The 23,363-nt window shown below is 59.9% G+C and carries 27 protein-coding genes; 17 read left to right on the forward strand and 10 right to left on the reverse strand.

Annotation, left to right across the window (positions count from 1 at the left end):
• Positions 1–191: 191 nt before the first annotated feature.
• Both I8E17_RS11615 and I8E17_RS11620 read right to left on the reverse strand, forming a co-directional pair.
• The gene (locus I8E17_RS11615) at positions 192–1,085 is read right to left on the reverse strand and encodes a sugar phosphate isomerase/epimerase (RefSeq protein ID WP_069611663.1); all 894 of its coding nucleotides are present in this window, start codon (positions 1,083–1,085) and stop codon (positions 192–194) included.
• A gap of 4 nt (positions 1,086–1,089) precedes the next feature.
• Complete coding sequence (locus I8E17_RS11620) at positions 1,090–2,133, reverse strand: Gfo/Idh/MocA family oxidoreductase (protein ID WP_069611664.1); 1,044 nt, start codon at positions 2,131–2,133, stop codon at positions 1,090–1,092.
• A 136-nt stretch (positions 2,134–2,269) separates the two neighbouring features.
• Here I8E17_RS11620 and I8E17_RS11625 point away from each other — a divergent pair, with 136 nt between their 5' ends.
• From I8E17_RS11625 to I8E17_RS11635, 3 genes are all read left to right on the forward strand, one after another.
• Positions 2,270–3,313: a substrate-binding domain-containing protein gene (locus tag I8E17_RS11625; protein ID WP_069611665.1), complete on the forward strand. Its 1,044-nt coding sequence runs from the start codon at positions 2,270–2,272 to the stop codon at positions 3,311–3,313.
• A gap of 89 nt (positions 3,314–3,402) precedes the next feature.
• On the forward strand, positions 3,403–3,792 hold the full coding sequence (locus I8E17_RS11630; protein ID WP_069611666.1) for a group II truncated hemoglobin: 390 nt from the start codon (positions 3,403–3,405) through the stop codon (positions 3,790–3,792).
• 7 nt (positions 3,793–3,799) lie between these two features.
• Positions 3,800–4,177 (forward strand): DUF423 domain-containing protein, encoded by a 378-nt coding sequence (locus I8E17_RS11635; RefSeq protein ID WP_069611667.1) that lies wholly within the window; start codon positions 3,800–3,802, stop codon positions 4,175–4,177.
• Positions 4,178–4,211: 34 nt separating this feature from the next.
• Here I8E17_RS11635 and I8E17_RS11640 read toward each other — a convergent pair whose 3' ends face one another.
• The 5 genes from I8E17_RS11640 to I8E17_RS11660 form a co-directional block, all read right to left on the reverse strand.
• The gene (locus tag I8E17_RS11640; RefSeq protein ID WP_069611668.1) at positions 4,212–4,526 is read right to left on the reverse strand and encodes an antibiotic biosynthesis monooxygenase; all 315 of its coding nucleotides are present in this window, start codon (positions 4,524–4,526) and stop codon (positions 4,212–4,214) included.
• A gap of 18 nt (positions 4,527–4,544) precedes the next feature.
• Positions 4,545–4,823 (reverse strand): hypothetical protein, encoded by a 279-nt coding sequence (locus I8E17_RS11645; RefSeq protein ID WP_069611669.1) that lies wholly within the window; start codon positions 4,821–4,823, stop codon positions 4,545–4,547.
• Positions 4,820–5,218, reverse strand: coding sequence for a DUF2325 domain-containing protein (locus I8E17_RS11650; RefSeq protein ID WP_069611670.1), 399 nt, complete (start codon positions 5,216–5,218; stop codon positions 4,820–4,822). Before I8E17_RS11650 ends, I8E17_RS11645 begins: the two co-directional genes overlap by 4 nt.
• 199 nt (positions 5,219–5,417) lie before the next feature.
• Positions 5,418–6,668, reverse strand: coding sequence for a TonB family protein (locus I8E17_RS11655; RefSeq protein ID WP_069611671.1), 1,251 nt, complete (start codon positions 6,666–6,668; stop codon positions 5,418–5,420).
• Between the two features lie 4 nt (positions 6,669–6,672).
• Positions 6,673–7,128 carry a hypothetical protein gene (locus I8E17_RS11660; protein ID WP_069611672.1) on the reverse strand — a complete coding sequence of 152 codons (456 nt, stop codon included), beginning with the start codon at positions 7,126–7,128 and terminating at the stop codon, positions 6,673–6,675.
• Between the two features lie 192 nt (positions 7,129–7,320).
• Here I8E17_RS11660 and I8E17_RS11665 point away from each other — a divergent pair, with 192 nt between their 5' ends.
• The 7 genes from I8E17_RS11665 to I8E17_RS11695 all read left to right on the forward strand — a co-directional run bounded on the left by I8E17_RS11665 (position 7,321) and on the right by I8E17_RS11695 (position 12,343).
• Entirely contained in the window at positions 7,321–7,494 is a 174-nt protein-coding gene (locus I8E17_RS11665) for a hemin uptake protein HemP (RefSeq protein ID WP_047629363.1), read from the forward strand.
• Between the two features lie 9 nt (positions 7,495–7,503).
• Complete coding sequence (locus tag I8E17_RS11670; RefSeq protein WP_069611673.1) at positions 7,504–8,559, forward strand: ChuX/HutX family heme-like substrate-binding protein; 1,056 nt, start codon at positions 7,504–7,506, stop codon at positions 8,557–8,559.
• 11 nt (positions 8,560–8,570) lie between these two features.
• Entirely contained in the window at positions 8,571–9,506 is a 936-nt protein-coding gene (locus I8E17_RS11675; protein WP_069611674.1) for a hemin ABC transporter substrate-binding protein, read from the forward strand.
• A gap of 37 nt (positions 9,507–9,543) precedes the next feature.
• Positions 9,544–10,617 (forward strand): iron ABC transporter permease, encoded by a 1,074-nt coding sequence (locus I8E17_RS11680; protein WP_069611867.1) that lies wholly within the window; start codon positions 9,544–9,546, stop codon positions 10,615–10,617.
• A gap of 7 nt (positions 10,618–10,624) precedes the next feature.
• Positions 10,625–11,416 (forward strand): heme ABC transporter ATP-binding protein, encoded by a 792-nt coding sequence (locus I8E17_RS11685; protein ID WP_069611675.1) that lies wholly within the window; start codon positions 10,625–10,627, stop codon positions 11,414–11,416.
• A 162-nt stretch (positions 11,417–11,578) separates the two neighbouring features.
• Complete coding sequence (locus I8E17_RS11690) at positions 11,579–11,929, forward strand: DUF883 family protein (protein ID WP_112720796.1); 351 nt, start codon at positions 11,579–11,581, stop codon at positions 11,927–11,929.
• A 9-nt stretch (positions 11,930–11,938) separates the two neighbouring features.
• The gene (locus I8E17_RS11695; protein WP_069611677.1) at positions 11,939–12,343 is read left to right on the forward strand and encodes a hypothetical protein; all 405 of its coding nucleotides are present in this window, start codon (positions 11,939–11,941) and stop codon (positions 12,341–12,343) included.
• Positions 12,344–12,486: 143 nt separating this feature from the next.
• Here the strand turns inward: I8E17_RS11695 and I8E17_RS11700 are convergent, their stop codons facing one another.
• Both I8E17_RS11700 and I8E17_RS11705 read right to left on the reverse strand, forming a co-directional pair.
• Positions 12,487–13,038, reverse strand: a complete 552-nt coding sequence (locus I8E17_RS11700; protein ID WP_069611678.1) for an RNA polymerase sigma factor — start codon at positions 13,036–13,038, stop codon at positions 12,487–12,489.
• An 11-nt stretch (positions 13,039–13,049) separates the two neighbouring features.
• Complete coding sequence (locus I8E17_RS11705) at positions 13,050–13,256, reverse strand: NepR family anti-sigma factor (protein WP_069611679.1); 207 nt, start codon at positions 13,254–13,256, stop codon at positions 13,050–13,052.
• A gap of 261 nt (positions 13,257–13,517) precedes the next feature.
• Between I8E17_RS11705 and I8E17_RS11710 the strand changes: the two genes are divergently transcribed.
• The 4 genes from I8E17_RS11710 (at position 13,518) to preA (ending at position 18,655) form a co-directional block, all read left to right on the forward strand.
• Positions 13,518–14,312, forward strand: coding sequence for a response regulator (locus tag I8E17_RS11710; protein WP_069611680.1), 795 nt, complete (start codon positions 13,518–13,520; stop codon positions 14,310–14,312).
• A gap of 147 nt (positions 14,313–14,459) precedes the next feature.
• Positions 14,460–15,491, forward strand: coding sequence for a sensor histidine kinase (locus tag I8E17_RS11715; RefSeq protein ID WP_069611681.1), 1,032 nt, complete (start codon positions 14,460–14,462; stop codon positions 15,489–15,491).
• Positions 15,492–15,969: 478 nt separating this feature from the next.
• Positions 15,970–17,328: an NAD(P)-dependent oxidoreductase gene (locus tag I8E17_RS11720; protein ID WP_069611682.1), complete on the forward strand. Its 1,359-nt coding sequence runs from the start codon at positions 15,970–15,972 to the stop codon at positions 17,326–17,328.
• Positions 17,329–17,341: 13 nt separating this feature from the next.
• The gene (gene preA, locus I8E17_RS11725) at positions 17,342–18,655 is read left to right on the forward strand and encodes an NAD-dependent dihydropyrimidine dehydrogenase subunit PreA (protein ID WP_069611683.1); all 1,314 of its coding nucleotides are present in this window, start codon (positions 17,342–17,344) and stop codon (positions 18,653–18,655) included.
• Positions 18,656–18,747: 92 nt separating this feature from the next.
• Here the strand turns inward: preA and I8E17_RS11730 are convergent, their stop codons facing one another.
• Positions 18,748–19,392, reverse strand: coding sequence for a TetR family transcriptional regulator C-terminal domain-containing protein (locus I8E17_RS11730; RefSeq protein WP_069611684.1), 645 nt, complete (start codon positions 19,390–19,392; stop codon positions 18,748–18,750).
• A gap of 309 nt (positions 19,393–19,701) precedes the next feature.
• Between I8E17_RS11730 and I8E17_RS11735 the strand changes: the two genes are divergently transcribed.
• The 3 genes from I8E17_RS11735 to hydA all read left to right on the forward strand — a co-directional run bounded on the left by I8E17_RS11735 (position 19,702) and on the right by hydA (position 23,277).
• Complete coding sequence (locus tag I8E17_RS11735; RefSeq protein ID WP_069611685.1) at positions 19,702–20,955, forward strand: Zn-dependent hydrolase; 1,254 nt, start codon at positions 19,702–19,704, stop codon at positions 20,953–20,955.
• Between the two features lie 203 nt (positions 20,956–21,158).
• Complete coding sequence (locus I8E17_RS11740) at positions 21,159–21,590, forward strand: DUF559 domain-containing protein (RefSeq protein ID WP_069611686.1); 432 nt, start codon at positions 21,159–21,161, stop codon at positions 21,588–21,590.
• Between the two features lie 232 nt (positions 21,591–21,822).
• Positions 21,823–23,277: a dihydropyrimidinase gene (gene hydA / locus I8E17_RS11745; RefSeq protein WP_069611687.1), complete on the forward strand. Its 1,455-nt coding sequence runs from the start codon at positions 21,823–21,825 to the stop codon at positions 23,275–23,277.
• Positions 23,278–23,363: the final 86 nt, after the last annotated feature.

Genomic DNA, 23,363 nt, shown 5'->3' on the forward strand with positions numbered 1-23,363 from the left:
CATGGCCCGCGCTGCCATCGGCGTTTTCCTCTTATCTGCACCAAGCGCCCGCCTGCCACATGGGGCAAGGAGCGGACGCTCGGCAGTTCCTCCGTTTGGGTACCCGTCCTGCTCGAAACATCAGACGCTCCGGGCATTTCATTAACGCACAACTTGCCTCTTAAATCGATGCAGTTTTGCAAATGCATGCACTACTCGACGAAGTCCCCACCCCGGCTTGCCTTGAGATAGTTCAGGCCATGTACCTGGCCGGTCATTTCGAGCGCATCGCGATAGACCGGGTCATGCCAGCCCTCGATATCGATGGAGCCGGACCAGCCGGCCAAGCGAAGCTCGGAAATGATGTCGGTCCAGTTGCTGTCGCCAAAGCCCGGCGTGCGCATGAAGACGAACTTCTCCTTGCCGAAGATGCCGTGCTCCTTGATGACATCCCAGCGGATCGTCGCGTCCTTGCCATGGACGTGGAAAATCTTTTTCGCCCATTTGCGGATCTGCGGCAGCGGCTCGATCAGATAGACCATCTGATGGCACGGCTCCCATTCCAGGCCGAGATTGTCGTCCGGGGTCTCGTTGAACATAAGTTCCCAGGCATCCGGGTTATGCGCGATGTTCCAATCGCCGGTCGCCCAGTTGCCGTCCATGGCGCAATTTTCGAAGGCGATCTTGATGCCCTTGTCAGCGGCACGCTTGGCAAGTTCGCTCCAGACCTGCTTGTAGCGCGGCAGGCTGTCGGTGAGCGGCTGATTGCGGATACGGCCGGTGAAGCCGGCAACGCAGGTTGCGCCGAAATGATGGGCGTTGTCGATGCAATCCTTCCAGCCCTGAAGCGTCTGCAGGTCCATCTCGCGCTCTTCGAGCGGATTGCCGAACATGCCGAGAGTCGAGATCGTGATGTCGCGGTCGCCAATGGCCTCGCGGCAGCGCTTGCCGAGTTCCGCAAGGTTCTGGCCGTTGGTGCTCTGCCAGAAGAACGGCTCGAAGCTTTCGAAGCCTAGATCAGCGATCTTGGCGATGTTCTGGGCGGCATCCTCGTTCGTCGCCCTGATCATCGTGCCGATGCGGATGGCCTTTGCCGGATTTGTCATGATGTCATTGTCCTTGTGCTGAAATGTCGACGCGCCGGCCGGTCTTGGCGCTCTCGATCGCGCCTAAGACCATGGCGAGGCTGCGAATGTTGTCAGAGCTCGCCGTTTCCGGCGGCTTGCCCGTTTTGATCGCTTCGATGAAGGAGGCGATAACACTGGCATGGCCATGCGTCTCCTCCTCATGCTTCGGCCCGGGAACCTCGATCGGGGTGAAGCCGTGCAGCAGACCCGGCTCGTCGCCGGCGACAGCGGCCTCGAAATTCTCTTCGCCGTCCCAGGTCAGCATGCCCTTGCTGCCGGTGAGCCGCCACTGGCTCTCCCAGCTCGTGCGACGACCCTCGGCGCACCAGGAGCCACGATAGCTGAAGACGACATCATCGGAAAAATCGAAGAGCGCATGGGCCGAGGCGCCATGTTTGTACCAGGAACCCGCGGGGTTCTTTTCGATGCAATAGACCGAAAGCGGCACCTTGCCGGAGACGAAGCGGGCGGCATCGAAGGTATGGATCGCCATATCGAGCAGCAGTACATTGTCCATCTCCTCGCGGAAACCGCCGAAATGCGGGCCGAGGAAGAAATCGCAATGGACGCCCGTCAGGTCGCCGATCGCACCCTCCTCTACCAAGCGCCGCATGCGACGGATGCCGGAGATGAAGCGGCGATTCTGGATGATGGCATGGACCTTGCCAGCTTCAGCGGCCAGATCGATCAGCGCCGCACCCTCGGCGAGCGACGTCGCCATCGGCTTTTCGCTCAACACATGGCAGCCGGCCTTCAACGCTGTCGAAACCACACCGAAACGCGCAGCCGGAATGACGATATCGAAGACCAGATCCGCCTTGGTCGCAGCAATGACCTCGGCGAGATCGGAGCCGATGACGGCACCGTCGAGAGAGAATTCTTTCGCGAGGCTTTCGGCGGTCGCCCGATTGAGATCGACCAGGCCGACAATCTGAATGGATTCGGCAAGCGCCGGCGTCGAGGTGATGGCCCTGAGCCAGCCCTTGGACATAGCTCCGCACCCGCACAAAATGGCATTAAATTTCACGATGTCCTCCAGCGGGCGGTGCGTAAACCCCTCATGACACGCGCTCCGTAAACGTTTACGATACTATGCGAAAAGATTTTCCTGTGTCAATAGAGGAGGACTCTGGAAAATGGCGCATGGAGGAAAACTGCGGCCGATGAAGGGAATTCGTCAGCTTGCCGAGCATCTCGATATTTCGATCGGCACGGTATCGCGCGCATTGAACGGCAAGCCCGATGTCAACGAGGAAACCCGCAAGCGCGTTCTCGCCGCCGCCGAGCAACTGGGTTATGTCGCCAATCAATCGGGGCGCAGCCTGCGACAGGGCACCACCAACGTCATCGGTCTGATGATCCAGTCCAGCAGGGAAACGGTCGAGAACAGCGACAATTTCTTTCTGACCGTAACGGGCGGGCTGCAGAGCGTCTTCTCGCGACACAATCTCGATTTGATCATGCTCCCGTGTCCACATGACGAAGACCCTTATGAATATCTGAAGCGCATGGTTGCGCGGCGTATTGCCGATGCGATGATCATTTCGGAAACGCAGCGTATCGACAAACGCTTCGACCTGCTCGCCAAGGCAAAGATCCCGTTTGCAGCGCTTGGCCGCAGTCTTTCCGGCGCGCAGCATGCATGGGCCGACCTCGATTTTGCCGGCGTCGCCAATGCCGCCGTCGACCGGCTCGTCGCACACGGACATCGCCGCATTGCCATCAGCGCGCCGGCAAGCGATATCAATCTCGGCTTCATCTTCGTGGAAGGCTATCGCCGGGCGCTGGAACGGCACGGCATCGCTTATGACCCCGCACTGGTCCTTCGCGCCAAATCGAGCGAACAGGGTGGTTACCAGGTTGGCGAAGAACTGCTGAAGCTGCATGACAGGCCGACCGCAGTGATCCTGATCTACGAATTGATGGCGATCGGCCTCTATCGTCGCCTCATGGAAGCCGGCATCGTTCCGGGCCGCGAAATTGCCGTCGTCAGCTTCCGCGAGGCGCCGCGCGCCAAATTCCTGCAGCCGGCGCTGACCTGCTTCCGCACCTCGGTGCATGACCTTGGCGTCGAGCTGGCGGAAATCCTGCTTTCCAGCATGCCCGCCTATAGCCAGGAATACCTCGGGAAGACACGCCAGACGGTGTGGCCGCTCGAACTCATTCCCGGCGAAAGCGACGCGTTCCAGCTGGCAACGGTAAAATAACCAGCGCCGAAACGCCGCACCGACCGCTTCCACAGTTGCGGCAGCGTCTCTGAGTTGCCATCTAGGACATCGCAAACAGGGGCCCGGGCTTGAGCGAAGAAACCATCACACTTTATGAGGCAATCGGCGGTGACCGAACCGTGCGGGCGCTGACAGCGCGCTTTTACGAACTGATGGATACGCTGCCGGAGGCCGCCAATTGCCGTGCCGTGCATCCGCCGAGCCTCGAAGGCTCGCAAGAGAAATTCTACGAATATCTGACCGGCTATCTCGGCGGGCCGCAGCTCTATGTCGAGAAGCACGGGCATCCTCGCCTGCGCAGTCGCCACTTCATTGCCGCCATCGGCCCGAAGGAGCGCGATGAATGGCTGCTATGCTTCCGCCGCGCCATGGATGAAACCATCGAGAATGAAAAGCTGCGGGCAATCATCTGGGGGCCGGTCGAGCGCCTGGCTTTCCACATGCAGAACAGGCAATGAGGAAAACATGAGCATCGGCGTCATAATCCGTCCGGCCACCCTGTTTATCGCCGGCATTCTCGGTGGCGGCGGCGTGGCGCTTGCCGCGGCTGCAACTCATGGCGGCGACACGCATTTCCTCGGCGCGGCCTCCACCATGAGCCTTGCCCATGCCCCTGCCCTCCTGGCGCTTTATGCCGGCTATGGCCGTATCCGCACCGCGCCGATTGCCGCTGTCTTGCTGGGATTGGGAACGCTGATCTTCGCCGGTGATCTCATCAACAGGCATTTCGGCGCCGGCTCGCTGTTTCCGATGGCCGCCCCGACGGGCGGAATGGGCATGATCGCCGGATGGGCGGCGATAGCGCTCGGCGCTTTCTTCAGAACCGGTGCGACCAAGGCCTGAAAGAAGCTATTTTACCGAGGTAGGCGACGCAGCCTCAAATCCCCGGAACGACAGCGAAGCCTTCGAATTGCGGCGGACCCCAATAGAGGCGCTTGTTATCGGCCGCATTGCGGTGCGCCATGCGAAAATGCTCGGATTTCGTCCAGTTGATGAAAGCTTCTTCGCTGTGCCAGGTCGTGTGCGAGGAAAATAGCGTATAGCCCTCCTCCACGCTCGATTTTCCGCGCAGGAGACGGAACTCGAGAAAACCAGGCACTTCCGACAGGCGAGAATCGCGGCCTCTCCAGACCTCTTCGAATTCGCCCTCCAAACCGATGACGACCTTGAAGCGGTTCATGGCGATGTACATGGCAACCTCGTTCGACGATCAGACCTTCTTGCGATGGGCAACAGTCTTATCTACGGCAGGCGCAAAGGCAACGACATTTGCGCCATCGCGGCTTGCTTCATGGAGCGGCTGCTCCGGCGCCTCTCCCGGCTGCCGCGTCCTCCAGGCTGGAAATGTCGCGACATTGGCGGCCCGCCGTTGTTCCTCGGCGCGGCGCATCAGCAATTCATAGAGTTCGGGCACCAGGCCATCACCGTTCTGTTCGGCCAGCTTGTGCAGGCCGATCAGCATAAACCCGTCAGGACCGTTATCGATCATCTTGATGCGTCTCGTTCTTTCATGGTCTGCAACGCCCGCTCGAGGCTGGATTTGCTGCCGTTGCGCAGGGGAATGAAGGCCTTGCCAAACTTCTTGCAGCCCGTCTTCACCCGCAGGCAGGCATCATGGCTGATGCAATCGATCGGGCAGAACACACAGTCGACCGACGGCAGCACGGTATCGATACGCGAGACCGCCTCGCGCAGGCCGCCATCATGGTGGATCAGTTCGGCACCGAAATTGCTGGCGATCTGGCGAAGATGCGCCACCTGGCAATCACGGCCGCCCACATAAAGGAAGCTGCGCCCATCGAGAGTGGATTTCCCGGAAAACTGCGCCGTTGTCTGCGTCTCACGGCTCTCGCGGCCAGAATCCCTCTTCCCCTTACGCGCCATACATCACCCGTTTGCTGGTTGCTCTTCCACGCTCGATTCCACTAAGCGTGAGGCGACCTTAGTAAACATGAGTTTTGGAGTAAAGTATAAAGTTGATGATTTTTATCATATTTTAAGGCACTCGGCGGGTGTCCGGCATTTGCCCCTTCTAGGACCGGTAAACGGCATCCGGTTACACCTAGCCGATGGGCCTCACAACCTATCGTCCCGTCACTTGCACTTCTTGCGTGAAAGACCAACTCGGCTTGCCCCATTCCGAAGGCAACGGCGGGAACGGTGCCGCCCGGCGGATACCGCTGGTAACTGCTTCGTCCAACTCCGGGAAGCCCGAGCTTCGAGCGACTGACAGGGAGGTCAGATCACCGCTCGAACCAATGGTGAGGCGGACACGCACAGTAATGCCAGGCTCGTACTTGGATGAGAGGCGCACAGCTCGCCGGATGCGCGATTGCACCTTGCCAGGATAATTGGCGACAGCTGCACTACCCGCACCTGTCCGACGAAAATTTGCCTGTGAATTGTTATCGGATTGCGCTGCCTCGGTGCCATCGGCGGACCCCCTCTTCGAATTGTCCTGATTTTCGCCGCGAGATCCCGACTTTGCCTTAGCGACCTTTACGGCAGGCTTCTTTATTTCCTTCGGCCGTTCAGCTGGCTTCGGCTTCTCCACCGGCGTCACAACCTCATGCGGAGGCTCTGTCGGCAGAGCTTCGGCAACCTGGCTATCGACAGGCTGCACCGGTTCGGCGGGCTGGATGACCGTCGTCTCGGCCGGCGCCTGCGTCGCCAAAATCTGCGGCTGCTCGGGTGCGACTGCCATAGGCTGGGTCTGCTCCACGGGCTCAACGGACTCGGCTGTTTGCGCCTGCTGCGTTTCCACCGTCTGCGGCTGGACGACGTCAGGCTGCAGCGGCTGCGTCTGTTCCGCCGCCATTTCAGTCGGTTGTACCGTCTGCGGCTGCACGGCCTCCGCGGCCACCTGCTCCGGCTCGGACTGCGGATTTTCCTCGCCCGTAGCCATCTGATCGGCATCGGAATTGCCGATCATGATGACGCTGACGGTATCGCCCGCCTCTTCCTGCGCGTCCTCGGGCGTGGCGACGAAGGTAAAAAGCAGCACGACAACGATAACGGCATGAAGCAGGCAGGATCCCACACCGGAGAAGACCAGCGACGTCTTGCGTCCGGCAACTGTTTCTCGCGTCCTCTCAGGCAGCGCGTCCATCGGCAGATGCTCCGCCATCTCAACCGGGGCAGCTTCGCTCGGATGCTCCGGATAAGGACTGATCTGCGTGAAACGGCTGTAATGCGCCACGGCTTCGGCAGCCGGCGGTCGCGGCACCCCCTCGAGGCCCGCCAATTCATGGCCGGGCAGCACGCTCGGATAGTTGTCATTCATGCCGCCATCCGCGCGGCGTGCGATGGAAACTTTCGCCGAGCGCATTGCCATGGCTTCAGCCTTCGAAAGGAACAGATGTCTGCGAGCGCGTGATTAGAGCGGCCTTGCATTCGCCGGCCGCCGGACCGTCACAGACCGGCGTGTCATTGATGATGATGCGGGAGACCGTTTCGCACTTGACGCCCGGCATATCGAATTGCCGCACTCGCTTCTTGCCGAGCGGCAGGTCGCGGAAATCAAGCACGGTAACCCGGTCGACGGCATTCTTGTCGTTGAAGAAAGCGAGTTCGAAGGAGATCTTGTTGATCGGGGTTGCCATGTCGTTTTCGGCAACAAAGGTCATCATGCATCCCTTCTGCGAAGGAGCCAGCGCATTCAACTCGACATTAAGCTTATGGGACGCCGTTGGAGCAGGCGCCGCCGCTGTCGCATCCTGGGCGAAAGCAGGAGCGGAAGATGCCGCGGCGAACACACCCGCAGCAGCGAGCGCCAAGATGGTTTTCATCAGCATCGACATCTCTCCTGAATATGTTTGACGCGTGTCCGCTCGGCCAACGGCCCCAGCGTGTAGCATCGAAATTTTTAAACTTGACTTTGCTAGTCTCCTATTGCGTCTTTATGAAACCATGAGTATGAGAGTCAAGATAAATTTGGCCGCACGACGGTTCGGCCCCCGATGAATTTTCAGGCAAAACTAAACAGGATGATTGCTGAGAAGACCCCTACGCCGCCGGTGCAGTGCACGGCCGCACCGCAGGTAAGAATTGTCGAGAGCACGGATATTTTCCGGGGCCAGACCGAAATCATGATCAAGCACGAGGGCGTCATCTACCGCATGAAGATTACGCGCCAAGGCAAGCTGATACTCAACAAATAGGCATGACAAATGACTAAGACGACCCGACCGACCCCCGCCGAAATTCGCGCTTTCCGCGCGGAGAACCCGAAGATGCGCGAGCGCGATATCGCCGCCCGCCTCGAGATTTCCGAAGCGGCGCTCGTGGCCGCCGAAGTCGGCATTTCCGCCATCCGCATCGATGCTAGCGTTGATCGCTTCCTGGAGCGGATTGCCTCGCTTGGCGAGATCATGGCGCTGTCGCGCAATGAAAGCGCCGTGCATGAGAAAATCGGCGTTTATGAGAACATGAAATTCGGCGCCCAGGCGGCGATCGTACTCGGCGAGAATATCGACCTGCGCATCTTTCCGAAGCGTTGGGTGCATGGCTTTGCCGTCACCAAGACCGATGGCGATCAGAAGAGGCTCAGCCTGCAGTTCTTCGACAAGGCCGGCGATGCCGTTCACAAGGTGCATCTGCGCCCCGATTCGAATGTCGAAGCCTATCACGCCATGGTCTCGGAACTGCGCATCGAGGACCAGTCGCAGGAATTCACGGAGGATCGTTCCGGTTACGACAATGGGGCGACGGATGGCGATGTCAGCCGCGACGAGCTGCGTGACCACTGGAGCCGGATGACGGATACGCACGAATTCTTCGGCATGCTGAAGAAGCTGAAGATCGGCCGCCAGGAAGCGATCCGCACAGTCGGCGACGATTATGCGTGGAAGCTGGACGCCGGCGCTGTTGCGGAGATGATGCACGCCTGCGTGCGCGAGGGCCTGCCGATCATGTGCTTCGTTGCCAATGAGGGAACGGTGCAGATCCACTCCGGCCCGATCCATAACGTGCAGACCATGGGTCCCTGGATCAACGTCATGGACCCGACCTTCCATCTCCATCTGCGGCTGGATCACATCGCCGAGACCTGGGCCGTGCGCAAGCCGACCAAGGACGGCCATGTCACCTCGCTCGAGGCCTACAACGCCCAAGGCGAGATGATTATCCAGTTCTTCGGTAAGCGGAAGGAAGGTTTCGATGAGCGCCCCGATTGGCGCGCCATCCTGGAGAGCCTGGCGAGATCAGGCACCAGCGTTGCCGCGTGAGAGATGGTTCCATGACGATGTTTAAGAACTTGAAGCGCATCAGGCCGTGGGAAGCCGCCCTGACCGTGATGGTAATGGCCCTGCCTCTCGTGCCGGCCAACTCGATCGCAGGCCTCGGCAGTTTCGTGCGCCATGCGCATGCCGCCGAAACGGCCAAGACGCCGGATACGTCGCGCCTCGTCTCCATTGGCGGCGATGTAACAGAGATCGTCTATGCGCTCGGCGAGGAAAAGCGGCTCATCGCCCGCGATTCCACCAGCCTTTATCCGAAGGAAGCGACCAAGCTTCCCGATGTCGGCTATATGCGCGCGCTGTCGCCGGAAGGCATTCTGGCCGTCAATCCAACCGCCATCATTGCCGTCGAAGGCTCCGGCCCGCCGGAAGCGCTGGCCGTGTTGCGCAATGCCAGCCTGCCCTTCGAGACCGTGCCGCAAACCTACAATCGCGATGGCATTCTGAAGAAGATCGAAGTCGTCGGCGCGCTGCTTGGCGTGCCGGACAAGGCCAAGGCCCTGGAAGCCAGGGTCGCCGCCGATCTCGACACTGCCATCAATGATTCCGCCAAGCGCCCGGAGGCCGAGCGCAAGCGCGTCCTTTTCGTGCTCAGCAACCAGAACGGCAAGATCATGGCCTCGGGCAGCAATACGGCCGCCGACGGCATTATCAAGCTCACCGGCGCCACCAACGCGATCAGCGGCTTCTCCGGCTACAAGTCGGTGACGGATGAAGCCATCATCGAAGCCAAGCCGGACGTGATCCTGATCATGGATCGCGAAGGGCCGCTGTCGATGTCGAACGAAGACCTCCTGAAGCAGCCGGCCATTTCGCTGACGCCGGCCGCGAGCCACAAGGCGATCGTGCGCATGGACGGCCTGCACCTGCTCGGCTTCGGACCACGCACGGCCAGCGCCATTCGCGAGCTGAACGCAGCGATCTACGGAGGCTGACGTGGCATTCAACGATGCCATGGCCGGGCTGAAGCAGATGTCGCAAACAACGGCACGCCGACGCGAGGGGGATCGCAGCACGCTTGCGATCTTCGTCATCGCCAGCCTCGTAGTGGTTTCGGCAACGGCCTTTCTGTTTTCGATCACGACAGGGGCGTCGAATGCTTCGGTCATCGATGTCGTAACGGGCATACTGACCGGCAGCATGGAAAGCACGCTTAGCATCCGCGACCGCATCATCATTTTCGAGATCCGGCTGCCCCGCGCCGTCCTCGGCTTCCTGATCGGCGGCGGACTGGCGGTTTCGGGTGCTGTCATGCAGGGCCTTTTCCGCAATCCGCTGGCCGATCCCGGCCTGATCGGCGTATCTGCCGGTTCCAGCCTCGGCGCCGTTGCCATGATCGTCCTCGGCGCAGGCGCGCTTGCCCCTCTCGCGCATCTCTTCGGGATCTTTTCCCTGCCGATCGCCGCCTTCACTGGCGGTCTGGCAACGACGATATTGCTTTATAAGGTTGCGACCCGGTACGGGCAGACATCGATCGCGACCATGCTGCTGGCCGGCATCGCGCTCGGTTCGCTTGCCCTGGCGGCAACCGGAATCCTAATCTACGTGGCCGACGACCGGCAGTTGCGCGACCTGACCTTCTGGAGCATGGGATCGCTGGCGGGCTCGACCTGGAGCAAGGTCGCAGGTGCCGGCCCGATCATCGTCCTTTCGCTTCTGCCCCTTCCCTTCATGGCGCGCGGGCTGAATGCGCTGACGCTCGGCGAGGCGGCGGCTTTCCACATGGGGATATCGGTGCAGCGGCTGAAGAATATCGCCATCGTCAGCGTTGCTGCGGCGGTTGGCGCCTCCGTCGCCGTCAGCGGCGGCATAGGCTTCGTCGGTATCGTCGTACCGCATATCCTGCGCATGGTCATCGGCCCCGACCATCGTTTCCTGCTGCCGGCCTCAGCGCTGCTGGGCGGTTCGCTGCTGGTCGCTGCCGATGTGGTTGCCCGCACTATCGTTTCTCCGGCTGAATTGCCGATCGGCATTCTGACGGCCGGTGTTGGCGGTCCCTTCTTCCTGTGGATGCTGCTCAGACAGCGCTCGCGCCTCAGCCTGTGAGTTCGCGATGATCGATGTTTCCAATCTGAGCGTCCGGCTTGCCGGCAAACCGGTCCTGCAGGATATATCCTTCACAGCCGAAGCCGGCACGCTGACCGCCATTTGCGGGCCGAACGGCTCCGGCAAAACCACGACGATGAAAGCCATCTCAGGCGAGCTCGCCTATAGCGGCGGCATCCATATGAACGGTGTTGAAATCAAGACCCTGGAGCCATGGCAGCTTGCTGAAATGCGCGGCGTCCTGCCCCAAGCAAGCTCGATATCCTTCCCCTTCACCGTCCGCGAGATCGTGCGCATGGGCCTGACCAGCGGCCGCAACAGCCATCCCGAGCAAGCCGACCGTATCGCGACGGAGGCGCTTGCAGCTGTCGATCTCGACGGTTTCGAAGGCCGCTTCTATCAGGAGCTTTCCGGCGGCGAACAGCAACGTGTCCAGCTCGCGCGCGTGCTCTGCCAGATTTCCGAGCCTGTCATTGACGGCAAGCCTCGCTGGCTGCTGCTCGACGAACCTGTTTCCAGCCTCGACATCAGCCATCAGCTCACCATCATGGCGCTTGCACGGCAATTCTGCCGGCGTGGCGGCGGCGTCATCGCCGTCATGCACGATCTCAACCTGACCGCGCTTTTTGCCGACCGGATGGTCCTGATCAAGAACGGTCGGCTGCAGGCCACGGGATCGATCAAGGACGTGTTGACGGACCAGCACCTGCAGCATGTCTTCGGCTGCAACCTGCGCGTCAACCGCGTTCCCTCCGACGGTGCTCCCTTCGTTCTCGCCCACAGCGCACTTCCGGACTGAGGCCGGACCTCCGCATATCCGGAACTTTTTGTTGCATCCGCGCGTTGAGATGACGCGGTCGGAATAGATGTTCCGAGCGTGCAATGTTCTGGTGCGTCGGAGAATTCCGATCATCACGAAAACAGGTGCCCCAAGGGACGCCCAAGCGAAAGGGAGCTGAACATGGCCACATCCTTCCTCCATTCGACGCGCGGCAAGCGCAATGGCGGCAGCCTTCATGATGTCGAAGCAACCATCGAAGAACAGATCGACTCGCTGCGCGAAGAAGTTGCGGCCTTTGCCAAGCTGATCGGCGAGAATGGCGCAAAGCAAGGCAAGAAATGGCGCGCAAGCGCCGAGTCGGGACTGGATGACCTCGCAGTCCGCGGTGAAGAATTGCTGCACGATTTGCAGCGCGGCTATGCAAGGGGCTCGCGTGAAGTGCGCAGAACCGTACGCCAGCATCCCGTCGCCACCATCGGCGCGGCTGCAGCCTTCGGCCTTGCCGTTGCCCTGCTTCTGTCTCGCCGCTAGGGTGGCGGGATGATCTCTCCGATCCTCGGCCTGCTGCTGTCAGGCACATTCAACCGTACCGTTGCGCGGACCAAGCGCAACGGTCTTTTCATTGCCATTGCCGTCCTCCTGCTGCTGACGGCCTATGCCTTCGCCCTGATCGCGGCTGCCATCTGGCTTGCGACGATCTACGGTGCTGCTGTTTCGGCGCTGCTGATAGCGGCAGGCGCGCTCTTGCTCGGCCTGATCGTGCTCGTCATCATGGCAATCATCGACAAGCAGGAACAGCGCAGAGCCCGCGAACGCCGACTGGCAATGGAATCGATAGCAGCCGCTGTCGTCGGCCTCGTACGCAAGCAGCCGCTGATGACCGTCGCCGTTGCTGCTGCCCTCCTCTTCGGCAACCTGTTTTCGTCGAGCGACGAAGACGATTGAGCCGCTGGGACGTGACGCACGGAAGCGCCGCGACTGAAAAAAGAGAAGCTGTACGGATTGTTAAATGAAAAGCCCGGTCGGAGTAAACTGACCCCCGAAAGTTGGACACAACCTTCAGGGCAGTTCAGAGGACCGGGCTTTTGTCAGAAAGCGAATGCCTTGGAAGTCAGCGGCGCCGATGTAGCATCCGGGCCGAAATCGGCCTCACCGGAAATATCCAACAGTTCCTGCAGCCGCTGGCGCGCGCGGTTGACGCGGCTCTTGATGGTGCCGACTGCGCAGCCGCAAATCTCGGCTGCCTCCTCATAGGAAAATCCGGATGCGCCCACCAGGATGATGGCTTCGCGCTGATCGGGCGGCAGCTGGTCCAATGCCTTGCGGAAGTCCTGCAGGTCGACGGCGCCATATTGCGAGGGATGTGTCGCCATCGATTCGGTGAATACGCCGTCGCTATCCTGGACTTCACGGCCGCTCTTGCGCATCTGGCTGTAAAGCTCGTTGCGCAGGATGGTGAAGAGCCAGGCCTTCATATTGGTGCCCATCTCGAAATGGTCCTGCTTCGCCCAGGCCTTCATGATCGTGTCCTGAACGAGATCGTCGGCTCGATCGTGGCGGCCGGTCAGAGAAATGGCAAAGGCTCGAAGACTCGGGAGGGCGGAGAGAAGTTCGCGCTTGAAGCTCGTTTGCGTTTCCATGGCGCCACCTCCTATTCGGAGACCTTTGCGGAGGCCAAGCGTTCGGCTTGATCGAGCTTCTCCAAAAGATCCAGGAAGCGATCAGGAATCGCTTCGTCCTGCATGGCGGCATAGAACGAACGGAGCCGGTTGCCGATCTGATTATTGGGGTCGAGGATATCCATCGCACGCAGGTCCGATGCCTTCTTGTCTGCGTCCTCATGATTCTGGATGGTCATTTGGCCTGCTCGCTTCTCAATTGTCTCGCGTTCATGGATAAGGCGCGCCCTTGCCTCCCCGTTTGGGAGAGCGGTTGACCTCATTCAAAACAGTTGCCTAACGAATCGTAAAGGTTGAGGTCGTCCGATTGTAAGCATTGTAATGCGACTGCCTAAAAAAAGTTCCGACAAAGAGGAACTTTTTTACTCAACTGACGTTTGTTAGTCATTGCGGCCTCTGGGCTGTATTTAATTAGAATTTGATAAAGGCGGGAGCCATTGATGACACTTTCCACACGCATTGCGCCGCATCTTCCGTATTTGCGGCGTTATTCACGTGCTTTGACCGGAACGCAGACGTCGGGGGACGCCTATGTTGCTGCGGTTTTGGAAGCCATCATCGCCGACATATCCATCTTTCCGGACACCGACAGCGACCGTGTCGCACTCTATAAACTGTTCACGAAGCTGTTCGGTTCCGTGACACTTCAGATTCCTGAACCGGCCTCTCCTTTCGCCTGGGAACAGCGCGCATCCGTAAACCTTTCCAAGGTCTCGCCACTTGCGCGTCAGGCTTTCCTGCTCGCATCTGTCGAAAGTTTCCGCCTCGGCGAGATAGCCGATATTCTCGATGTCTCCGAAAGCGATGCCATGCACCTCCTCGATACCGCCTCCCAGGAAATCTCGCGCCAGGTGGCAACGGATATCATGATCATCGAGGACGAGCCGCTGATCGCGATGGATATCGAGCAGATGGTGGAAAGCCTCGGGCACCGCGTCACCGGCATTGCCCGCACCCACGCCGAAGCCGTCGCTCTTTATAATGCGACGAAGCCGAGCATGGTGCTTGCCGACATCCAGCTCGCCGATGGTAGTTCGGGCATCGATGCAGTCAACGACATCCTCAAAACCGCCAGCATCCCGGTCATCTTCATCACCGCTTTCCCCGAGCGGTTGCTGACCGGCGAGCGGCCGGAGCCGACCTTCCTCGTGACCAAGCCTTTCAATCCGGACATGGTGAAGGCTCTCATCAGCCAGGCACTCTTCTTTAACGAAACCACAAAGGTGGCCGCCTGATTCAAGTGAAAACCCCGTGGCGGAACAAAGACTTTAACCGGGCGTTCGAGTTTGAAACGGCCGGTTTACCGACTGTTATCCGGGGCGATTCTATAGGTCGGTTCAAGTTGTTACGAGTGAGAATGCCCTATCGGCGGGGTTCTCGAAATGCGTGTGAAAGGCAAGCCGGTGAATACGTCTGAACCATTACCCGGCGCGCCTTTGAGTTTGGAAGGCAAAGCCGCTCTGATGGAGCGGGCGCTTGCGAGCGCCAGTGTGTCCATCCTGTTCCAGGATGTAAATCTTTTGATCCGTTATGCCGACAATCTGCCGGACCATCTGCAGTCGTCAGTCGTCATGGGCGGCAATGACTCGCATCTCTTTGGAGAAAAGGATGGCGAGCACCTTTTGCGTCTGAAACGGGGCGTGCTCGAAAGCGGCAAGCCAGCAACCGCCGAGGTTGAGATCGCCAGCGGCGACGGCGCACGGATCTACGAGCTGAAAATGGAACGCATCGGCGGGCGCAAGCCGCAAGGCGTGCTGTCCGTCATCTCCGAAATCACCGAGAGCCGCCACCGTGAAAAAGTGCTGAAGTCGCTGCTGCGCGAACTGTCGCACCGCTCCAAGAACCTGCTCGCCATCATTCAGGGCATCGCCACGCAGACCGCCCGCCACACGCTTTCCGTCGACAATTTCCTCATCAAGTTCCGCGGTCGCCTGCAATCCCTGTCGAATTCGCAGGATCTCATCACGGATTCCAGCTGGCGGGGGGCCTATCTCTTCGAACTGGCAGAAAAGCAGTTCGCACCCTATTGGCCGGATGCCGGCGTACCCATGCCGATCTACGGCATCAATGCCCATCTGACGCCCAATGCCGCCGTGCATCTGGGCCTTGCCTTGCACGAACTCATCGTCAATTCCGCATCGCACGGCGCCATCTCGACGGGCGCAACCAGCATCACGCTGAACTGCAGAGAAGCCGAACTGGATGGCAAGAAGGCGATCGAAGTCGCCTGGTCGGAGCGATTCTATTCCCCCTCCGATCACGAGTTTGAAGATAACAGCTTCAGCCGCACCGTGCTCGAGCGCGTCGTACCCACGTCCATGAACGGCCGTGCCGACTTCGCCGTTGACGACGGCAGCATCGGCTATCGGATCACCATTCCTGAAACTGAATATGAAATCCTAAGACGCCGCTAGCGGCCGGCGGGAGCACAATAAAGCAGCCAGTGCGAGGGCGGCGCACTGGCTGCTTTGCACTCATCGGGAGGGGACCGTGAGTAGAGTCCTGAGACGTATTGGGCGTGCATCAGGAGATGCGATCATCATCAGGACATCGACATAACGATGCTGCAAAGCCTTGGTTCCACCCAGATCCAAAAAATTTCATCAGCTTTTTACATTTCAGCACAACCTCTGACATGGCGTCCCTTCAGTCGCAGACAGGCGCTCGCAGTCATTGTCAGGCCCCAAGCCTTTCCGAACCGCCTGCGGAAAAGAAGAAAAACGTTTTATATCATATACTTAAGATAAGAACTCCAGTGATCGAAAATGTTCTCATCCCCCCCACAGCAGGGCGTATCGAAGCACGCCTTGCGATAAAAATTTACCGTTTGATAAATTTTTTAAGCTGAGTTACCGTTCCAGTACTAGCCGTTTACTATAAGAGGGAACTTCAATGGGACGACTGGAAACTGGGATTCATAAAGGCAGACTCACGCCTGCCGAATATGATGCAAACTTTTCCGATCTTCACCCGCGTCTCACCAAGCATGAGGCGCTGGTCGCATCCGACCGCTGTTATTTCTGCTACGACGCGCCGTGCATGACGGCCTGTCCCACCTCCATCGACATTCCGATGTTCATCCGCCAGATCTCGACGGGTAATCCGATCGGCTCGGCGAAAACGATCTTCGACCAGAACATCCTTGGTGGCATGTGCGCCCGCGTCTGTCCCACCGAACAGCTCTGTGAGCAGGCTTGCGTGCGCAATACTGCCGAAGAGCGCCCGGTAGAGATTGGCCGGCTGCAGCGCTATGCGACCGATACGGCGATGGCTGAGAACAAGCAGTTCTATACGCGGGCCGCTTCCACCGGCAAGAAGATCGCCGTCGTTGGCGCCGGGCCGGCCGGCCTTGCCTGCGCGCATCGTCTTGCCGTCAAGGGTCACGACGTCACCATCTTCGATGCCCGCGAGAAGGCCGGCGGCCTGAACGAATACGGCATCGCAACCTACAAGGCGGTCGACGATTTCGCTCAGAAGGAAGTCGACTATGTGCTCGCCATCGGCGGTATCGAGGTGAAGAACGGCCAGGCGCTCGGCCGCGATTTCAGCCTTTCCGACCTCTCTCAGCAATATGACGCCGTCTTCCTCGGCCTCGGCCTTGCCGGCGTCAACGCGCTGCGGGCCGAAGGCGAGGATCTCGAGGGCGTCGCTGATGCCGTTGCGTACATCGCCGAACTGCGCCAGGCTGGTAACAAGGCCGATATCGCCATCGGCCGCCGCGTCGTCGTTCTCGGCGGCGGCATGACCGCGATCGACGCAGCCGTGCAGGCAAAACTGCTTGGCGCCGAAGAGGTGACGATCTGCTATCGCCGCGGCAAGGAACACATGAACGCCTCGGAATTCGAGCAGGATCTGGCCTCCTCCAAGGGCGTCATCATCCGCCATTGGCTCGCGCCGAAGCGCATCCTTGACAAGGACGGCAAGGTCGCCGGCATCGAGGTCGAATACACCGAACTGCGTGACGGCAAGCTCGTTGGCACCGGCGATGTCGGCGTCATTGCCGCCGACCAGATCTTCAAGGCTATCGGTCAGACGTTCGAGGCTTCAGGCCTCGGCGCGCTGAGCATGGAATCCGGCCGTATCGCCATTGATGGCGAAGGCCGCACCTCGATCGAAGGCGTATGGGCCGGCGGCGACTGCGTGCTTGGCGGCGATGACCTGACGGTCTCGGCCGTGGCACAGGGTCGCGACGCGGCCGAATCCATCAACCGTGCGCTCGCTGCCGCCATGCCGGCCGCTGCAGTCGCCTGAAAGGAGAACCGAAATGGCTGATCTCCGCAATAATTTCGTTGGCATCAAGTCTCCAAACCCGTTCTGGCTGGCTTCCGCGCCGCCGACCGACAAGGCCTATAACGTCGAGCGCGCCTTCAAGGCGGGCTGGGGCGGCGTCGTCTGGAAGACGCTCGGCGAAGAAGGACCGCCAGTCGTCAACGTCAACGGCCCGCGATACGGCGCGATCTGGGGTGCCGACCGCCGTCTGCTCGGTCTCAACAACATCGAACTGATTACCGACCGCGACCTCTACACCAACCTGCGCGAAATGAAGCAGGTGAAGAAGAACTGGCCGGATCGCGCGTTGATCGCCTCGATCATGGTCCCCTGCGTCGAGGATGCCTGGAAGGCGATCCTGCCGCTGGTCGAGGAAACGGAAGCAGACGGCATCGAACTCAATTTCGGCTGTCCCCACGGCATGTCCGAGCGCGGTATGGGTTCCGCGGTCGGACAGGTGCCGGAATATATCGAAATGGTCGTGCGCTGGTGCAAGCAGTACACGCGCATGCCGGTCATCACCAAGCTGACGCCGAATATCACTGATATCCGCAAGCCCGCCCGCGCCGCCAAGGCCGGGGGCACGGATGCCGTGTCGCTGATCAATACGATCAACTCGATCGTCTCGGTCGATCTCGACAATTTCGCTCCGAACCCGACTGTCGGCGGCAAGGGCAGCCATGGGGGCTATTGCGGCCCGGCGGTGAAGCCGATCGCGCTCAACATGGTGGCCGAGATCGCCCGCGATCCGGAAACCTATGGCCTGCCGATCTCAGGCATCGGCGGCATCACCACCTGGCGCGATGCGGCGGAATTCCTCGCGCTCGGCGCCGGCAACGTGCAGGTCTGCACCGCGGCCATGACCTATGGCTTCAAGATCGTCGAGGAGATGATCACGGGCCTTTCCGACTGGATGGACGAGAAGGGCCACCGCAGCCTGGACGACATCATCGCCCGCGCCGTGCCGAATGTCTCCGACTGGCAGTATCTCAACCTCAACTATATCGCCAAGGCGAAGATCGACCAGGATGCCTGCATCAAGTGCGGCCGCTGTCACATCGCCTGCGAGGACACCTCGCATCAGGCGATCACCAACATGGTCGATGGCGTCAGGCGCTTTGAGGTGATGGAAGAGGAATGCGTCGGCTGCAATCTGTGCGTCAACGTTTGCCCGGTCGAGAACTGCATCACCATGGAAGAGCTACCGGCTGGCAGCCTCGACAAGCGCACCGGCAAGATCGTCGATCCGAACTATGCCAACTGGACGACGCATCCGAACAATCCGATGGCGCGTCAGGCGGCAGAATAACGGTAAAGTCTGTAAGCATTCAAAAGGCGGCCGCGGCTTGCTGCGGTCGCCTATTATTTTAGGCGCAATCCTCCGAAGGATCGCCTCGCCGCTCAGTCCTGACGAATTCGAAGCCCGTCGACGAAAAGCTGTTCCAGATAGCGGGCAGCATCCTCGAAACGTCCCTCGCCCGAATGCTCGTCGCCAAGCACAGCGCGCACTTGTACGTCGAAATCCGCATAATGCTGTGTGGTCGACCAGATCGAAAAGATCAGGTGATAGGGATCGCATTTGGCGATCTTGCCGGCTTTTGCCCAGGCGCGGATGACCTCGGCCTTCTCGTCCACGAGCGCCTTCAGCGGCCCACGCAGCTCGTCCTCAACATGCGGCGCGCCCTGCAGCATTTCATTGGCAAAAAGCCGGCTTTCGCGGGGAAAATCGCGGGCCATCTCGAGCTTGCGCCGGATATAGGAACGGATCTCGCTTTCGGGGTTGCCATTGGCATCGAAAGCGCGCAGCGGCTCCAGCCAGGTAAACAGCACCCGGTCGATCAAGGCCCGGTGCATAGCCTCCTTGGTGCGGAAATAGTAGAGCAGATTGGGCTTTGACATGCCGGCAACTTCGGCGATCTGATCGATGGTCGAGCCGCGGAAACCGCTGACGGAAAATACGTCCAGCGCGGCTTCCAATATGATTTCCTCTTTCTCTTCCTGGATACGGGTGCGGCGCTGCGTCCTGGCGGCTCTGGGAATGGCCATGTCTGCTCTGTTTCTCCTTGAAATCCAAGCCTTTCGGCCGAGCTCTCATTCACCCTGTCGATGCATCTGATTTAGGCAATCGCCTGAAATTTTATCGGAATTTTTCGTGCTTTTCGTCTTGAGCCGCGCCACGGAAGTTGTAATGTTTACCAATCGGTCAAATTATCGGTCAGATGTTCCTTAAAGGCAACTGGCGATTTTCCGGGCAAGAAAAACAAGACGGCGCTCGGGAATTTGGAATAAGACCAACGGGAACAATTTTGGGCACGCACCTTGCATGCCCCAGGACAAACAGGTGAGGATTGCATCATGGTGGCAGCGCCAGGAGAAAACATGCGTATCAATGGCGACCGCCTTTGGGATACGCTGATGGACATGGCGAAGATCGGCCCCGGCATTGCGGGCGGCAACAATCGTCAAACGCTGACCGATGCCGACGCCGAAGGACGCAGCCTTTTCAGGAGCTGGTGCGACAAGGCCGGCATGACTGTCGGCGTCGACAAGATGGGCACGATGTTCGCGACCCGTGCCGGCACTGACCCGGATGCGCTGCCCGTCTATGTCGGCTCGCATCTCGATACCCAGCCGACCGGCGGCAAATATGACGGCGTCCTCGGCGTGCTCGCCGCGCTGGAAGTCGTGCGAACGATGAACGACCTTGGCATCAAGACCAAGCATCCGATCGTCGTCACCAACTGGGCGAACGAGGAAGGTGCGCGCTTTGCGCCCGCAATGCTCGCCTCCGGCGTCTTTGCCGGCGTGCATACGCTCGACTATGCCTATGGCCGCAAGGATCCCGAGGGCAAGACCTACGGTGATGAACTGAAGCGCATCGGCTGGCTCGGCGACGAAGAGGTCGGCGCCCGCAAGATGCACGCCTATTTCGAATACCACATCGAACAAGGCCCGATCCTCGAAGCCGAGAACAAGACCATCGGTGTCGTCACGCACTGTCAGGGCCTTTGGTGGCTGGAATTCACGCTGACCGGCAAGGAAGCGCATACAGGCTCGACGCCGATGGCGATGCGCGTCAACGCCGGCCTCGCTATGTCGCGGATCGTCGAGATGGTGCAGAGCGTCGCCATGGAAAACCAGCCGGGCGCCGTCGGCGGCGTCGGCCAGGTCTTCTTCTCGCCCAATTCGCGCAACGTCCTGCCCGGCAAGGTGGTCTTTACCGTCGACATCCGCACGCCGGACAAGGAAAAGCTCGACCGCATGCGTACGAAGATCGAAGCGCAGGCACAGGAGATTTGCGATGCTCTTGGCGTCGGCTGCTCGGTCGAAGCCATCGGCCATTTCGAGCCGGTCACCTTCGATCCCAAGCTCGTCACGTCAGTGCGTAACGCGGCTGAAAAACTCGGCTACAGCCACATGAACATCATCTCCGGCGCCGGTCACGATGCCTGCTGGGCCGCCAAGGTCGCTCCCGCCACCATGGTCATGTGCCCCTGCGTCGGCGGCCTCTCCCATAACGAGGCTGAAGAAATCTCCAAGGAATGGGCAACCGCCGGAGCGGATGTGCTGTTCCACGCAGTCGTTGAGACGGCGGAGATCGTGGCTTGATCATGGCTCACGCCCGGCCATCCCCCTCATCCGCCCTTCGGGCACCTTCTCCCCTCAGGGAGAAGGGGGAATTCACTGCAGCTTTCGGTTTCAGATTCTCGACTTTGGCTGAAAAGCTGTTGTCTAATCGGCAAGGTGCAACAGAAATTCCCTTCTCCCCTCGGGGAGAAGGTGCCCAAAGGGCGGATGAGGGGGCACTACCGATGCCGGACAACAATGACATCACCAAACGCCGCCCCGGCAAAACCCAGCAAGCCCGCCGTCTTCGAAAAACCAACACCGAGGAAGAATATCGCCTCTGGAGCGATCTGCGTGACCGCCGACTGAATGGACACAAATTTGCAAGGCAGATTCCACTCGGTCCCTATTTAGTTGATTTCCTCTGTCGCGATAAATCGCTGATCGTCGAAATCGATGGCTTCCAACATGCCGCTTCTCCGTCCGATGTGATCCGCTCGCGTTGGCTCAATACACATGGCTACTCGGTGTTGAGATTCTGGAATCATGAGATCACCAGCGAGCGCCGGGCGGTTTTGGAAACAGTTCTCGCTGCTCTCGAGGGACAGATCTTCGAAAGAGACGACGTTCTGCGCTTCTATCCTGCGATCCAGCTGACGGAGCATGGCGGTAAATGATGTATTCGAATCATACCCCCTCATCCGCCCTTCGGGCCCCTTCTTCCCGAGAGGAGAAGGGGCTTCCCTCCGTTGCGCCATCTTTCTCAACAAACCGCGGACACAATCAGAAATTGTGTTGCACCAAAGGCTCGCCACACCTCTCCTTCTCCCCTCGGGGAGAAGGTGACCCGAAGGGTCGGATGAGGGGGCGCCACGGATGCCAGACTCTTAAAAACAGGGAACAGACACCATGAGCACAGTCATCAAGGGTGGAACCATCGTCACGGCCGACCTGACCTATAAGGCGGATGTGAAGATCGAAGGCGGCAAGATCGTCGAAATCGGGCAGAACCTCTCCGGCAGCGAAGTGCTGGATGCCACAGGCTGTTATGTCATGCCTGGCGGCATCGATCCGCACACCCATCTCGAAATGCCGTTCATGGGCACCTATTCCTCTGACGATTTCGAGAGCGGCACCCGCGCGGCCCTTGCCGGCGGCACGACGATGGTGGTGGATTTTGCGCTCCCCTCGCCCGGCCAGTCGCTGCTCGAGGCGCTGACCATGTGGGACAACAAGTCCACCCGCGCGACCTGCGACTATTCCTTCCACATGGCGATCACCTGGTGGGGCGAACAGGTCTTCAACGAGATGGAAACCGTCGTCCGCGAGAAGGGCATCAACACCTTCAAGCACTTCATGGCCTATAAGGGCGCGCTGATGGTGGATGACGACGAGATGTTCTCCTCCTTCCAGCGCTGCGCCGAGCTCGGCGCTTTGCCGCTCGTCCACGCCGAAAACGGCGATGTGGTCGCGCAGATGCAGGCAAAGCTGCTGGCCGAAGGCAATAACGGCCCGGAAGCGCATGCCTATTCGCGCCCGGCGGAAGTCGAAGGCGAGGCAACGAACCGCGCTATCATGATTGCCGATATGGCGGGCTCGCCCGTCTATATCGTCCATACCTCTTGCGAACAGGCGCATGAAGCCATCCGCCGCGCCCGCCAGAAGGGCATGCGCGTCTATGGCGAGCCGCTAATCCAGCACCTGACGCTCGACGAAAGCGAATATGCCAACCCGGATTGGGACCATGCCGCCCGCCGCGTCATGTCGCCGCCCTTCCGCAACAAGCAGCATCAGGACAGCCTCTGGGCCGGCCTCGCCTCCGGCTCGTTGCAGGTGGTCGCGACCGACCACTGCGCCTTTACGACCGAGCAGAAGCGCTTCGGCCTCAACGACTTCACCAAGATCCCGAACGGAACCGGCGGCCTTGAAGACCGCATGCCGATGCTCTGGACTCATGGCGTCAGCACCGGTCGCCTGACCATGAACGAGTTCGTCGCCGTCACATCGACCAACATCGCCAAGATCCTCAACGTCTATCCGAAGAAGGGCGCGATCCTTGTAGGCGCCGATGCCGATATCGTCGTCTGGGACCCGAAGCGCTCGAAGACCATCGCCGCCAAGACGCAACAATCGGCGATCGATTACAACGTCTTCGAGGGCAAGGAAGTGACCGGCCTGCCGCGCTATACACTGACGCGCGGCGTCGTCGCCATCGAGGAAGGCACGGTCAAGACCAGGGAAGGCCACGGCGAGTTCGTCAAGCGCGATCCCTTCACCGCCGTCAACCGTGCGCTTTCTACCTGGAAAGAAATCACCGCACCGCGCAAGGTGCAGCGTAGCGGCATCCCCGCAAGCGGGGTATGACGCTTGGGCACGGCGCTTCGGCTCATCGGCCGTCTAAAGCAATTCCAGGAAGAGTGCGTAGCAGTTTTCCGTCCCGAATTGTATAA

Origin of the sequence: Rhizobium sp. AB2/73 (genome assembly GCF_020871915.1) — a bacterium.
Taxonomy (GTDB): Bacteria; Pseudomonadota; Alphaproteobacteria; order Rhizobiales; family Rhizobiaceae; genus Rhizobium; species Rhizobium dioscoreae.

Excerpts from the sequence above, each read along its gene's own strand:
- I8E17_RS11710 (WP_069611680.1), top strand. The coding sequence starts at position 13,518 with ATGACACTTTCCACACGCATTGCGCCGCATCTTCCGTATTTGCGGCGT.
- hydA (WP_069611687.1), top strand. The coding sequence starts at position 21,823 with ATGAGCACAGTCATCAAGGGTGGAACCATCGTCACGGCCGACCTGACC.
- preA (WP_069611683.1), top strand. The coding sequence starts at position 17,342 with ATGGCTGATCTCCGCAATAATTTCGTTGGCATCAAGTCTCCAAACCCG.
- I8E17_RS11665 (WP_047629363.1), top strand. The coding sequence starts at position 7,321 with ATGATTGCTGAGAAGACCCCTACGCCGCCGGTGCAGTGCACGGCCGCA.
- I8E17_RS11695 (WP_069611677.1), top strand. The coding sequence starts at position 11,939 with ATGATCTCTCCGATCCTCGGCCTGCTGCTGTCAGGCACATTCAACCGT.
- I8E17_RS11670 (WP_069611673.1), top strand. The coding sequence starts at position 7,504 with ATGACTAAGACGACCCGACCGACCCCCGCCGAAATTCGCGCTTTCCGC.
- I8E17_RS11615 (WP_069611663.1), bottom strand. The coding sequence starts at position 1,085 with ATGACAAATCCGGCAAAGGCCATCCGCATCGGCACGATGATCAGGGCG.
- I8E17_RS11640 (WP_069611668.1), bottom strand. The coding sequence starts at position 4,526 with ATGTACATCGCCATGAACCGCTTCAAGGTCGTCATCGGTTTGGAGGGC.
- I8E17_RS11740 (WP_069611686.1), top strand. The coding sequence starts at position 21,159 with ATGCCGGACAACAATGACATCACCAAACGCCGCCCCGGCAAAACCCAG.
- I8E17_RS11715 (WP_069611681.1), top strand. The coding sequence starts at position 14,460 with ATGCGTGTGAAAGGCAAGCCGGTGAATACGTCTGAACCATTACCCGGC.
- I8E17_RS11655 (WP_069611671.1), bottom strand. The coding sequence starts at position 6,668 with ATGGCAATGCGCTCGGCGAAAGTTTCCATCGCACGCCGCGCGGATGGC.
- I8E17_RS11705 (WP_069611679.1), bottom strand. The coding sequence starts at position 13,256 with ATGACCATCCAGAATCATGAGGACGCAGACAAGAAGGCATCGGACCTG.
- I8E17_RS11650 (WP_069611670.1), bottom strand. The coding sequence starts at position 5,218 with ATGGCGCGTAAGGGGAAGAGGGATTCTGGCCGCGAGAGCCGTGAGACG.
- I8E17_RS11675 (WP_069611674.1), top strand. The coding sequence starts at position 8,571 with ATGACGATGTTTAAGAACTTGAAGCGCATCAGGCCGTGGGAAGCCGCC.
- I8E17_RS11690 (WP_112720796.1), top strand. The coding sequence starts at position 11,579 with ATGGCCACATCCTTCCTCCATTCGACGCGCGGCAAGCGCAATGGCGGC.
- I8E17_RS11635 (WP_069611667.1), top strand. The coding sequence starts at position 3,800 with ATGAGCATCGGCGTCATAATCCGTCCGGCCACCCTGTTTATCGCCGGC.
- I8E17_RS11720 (WP_069611682.1), top strand. The coding sequence starts at position 15,970 with ATGGGACGACTGGAAACTGGGATTCATAAAGGCAGACTCACGCCTGCC.
- I8E17_RS11660 (WP_069611672.1), bottom strand. The coding sequence starts at position 7,128 with ATGCTGATGAAAACCATCTTGGCGCTCGCTGCTGCGGGTGTGTTCGCC.
- I8E17_RS11625 (WP_069611665.1), top strand. The coding sequence starts at position 2,270 with ATGAAGGGAATTCGTCAGCTTGCCGAGCATCTCGATATTTCGATCGGC.
- I8E17_RS11645 (WP_069611669.1), bottom strand. The coding sequence starts at position 4,823 with ATGATCGATAACGGTCCTGACGGGTTTATGCTGATCGGCCTGCACAAG.
- I8E17_RS11700 (WP_069611678.1), bottom strand. The coding sequence starts at position 13,038 with ATGGAAACGCAAACGAGCTTCAAGCGCGAACTTCTCTCCGCCCTCCCG.
- I8E17_RS11680 (WP_069611867.1), top strand. The coding sequence starts at position 9,544 with ATGTCGCAAACAACGGCACGCCGACGCGAGGGGGATCGCAGCACGCTT.
- I8E17_RS11735 (WP_069611685.1), top strand. The coding sequence starts at position 19,702 with ATGGTGGCAGCGCCAGGAGAAAACATGCGTATCAATGGCGACCGCCTT.
- I8E17_RS11730 (WP_069611684.1), bottom strand. The coding sequence starts at position 19,392 with ATGGCCATTCCCAGAGCCGCCAGGACGCAGCGCCGCACCCGTATCCAG.
- I8E17_RS11685 (WP_069611675.1), top strand. The coding sequence starts at position 10,625 with ATGATCGATGTTTCCAATCTGAGCGTCCGGCTTGCCGGCAAACCGGTC.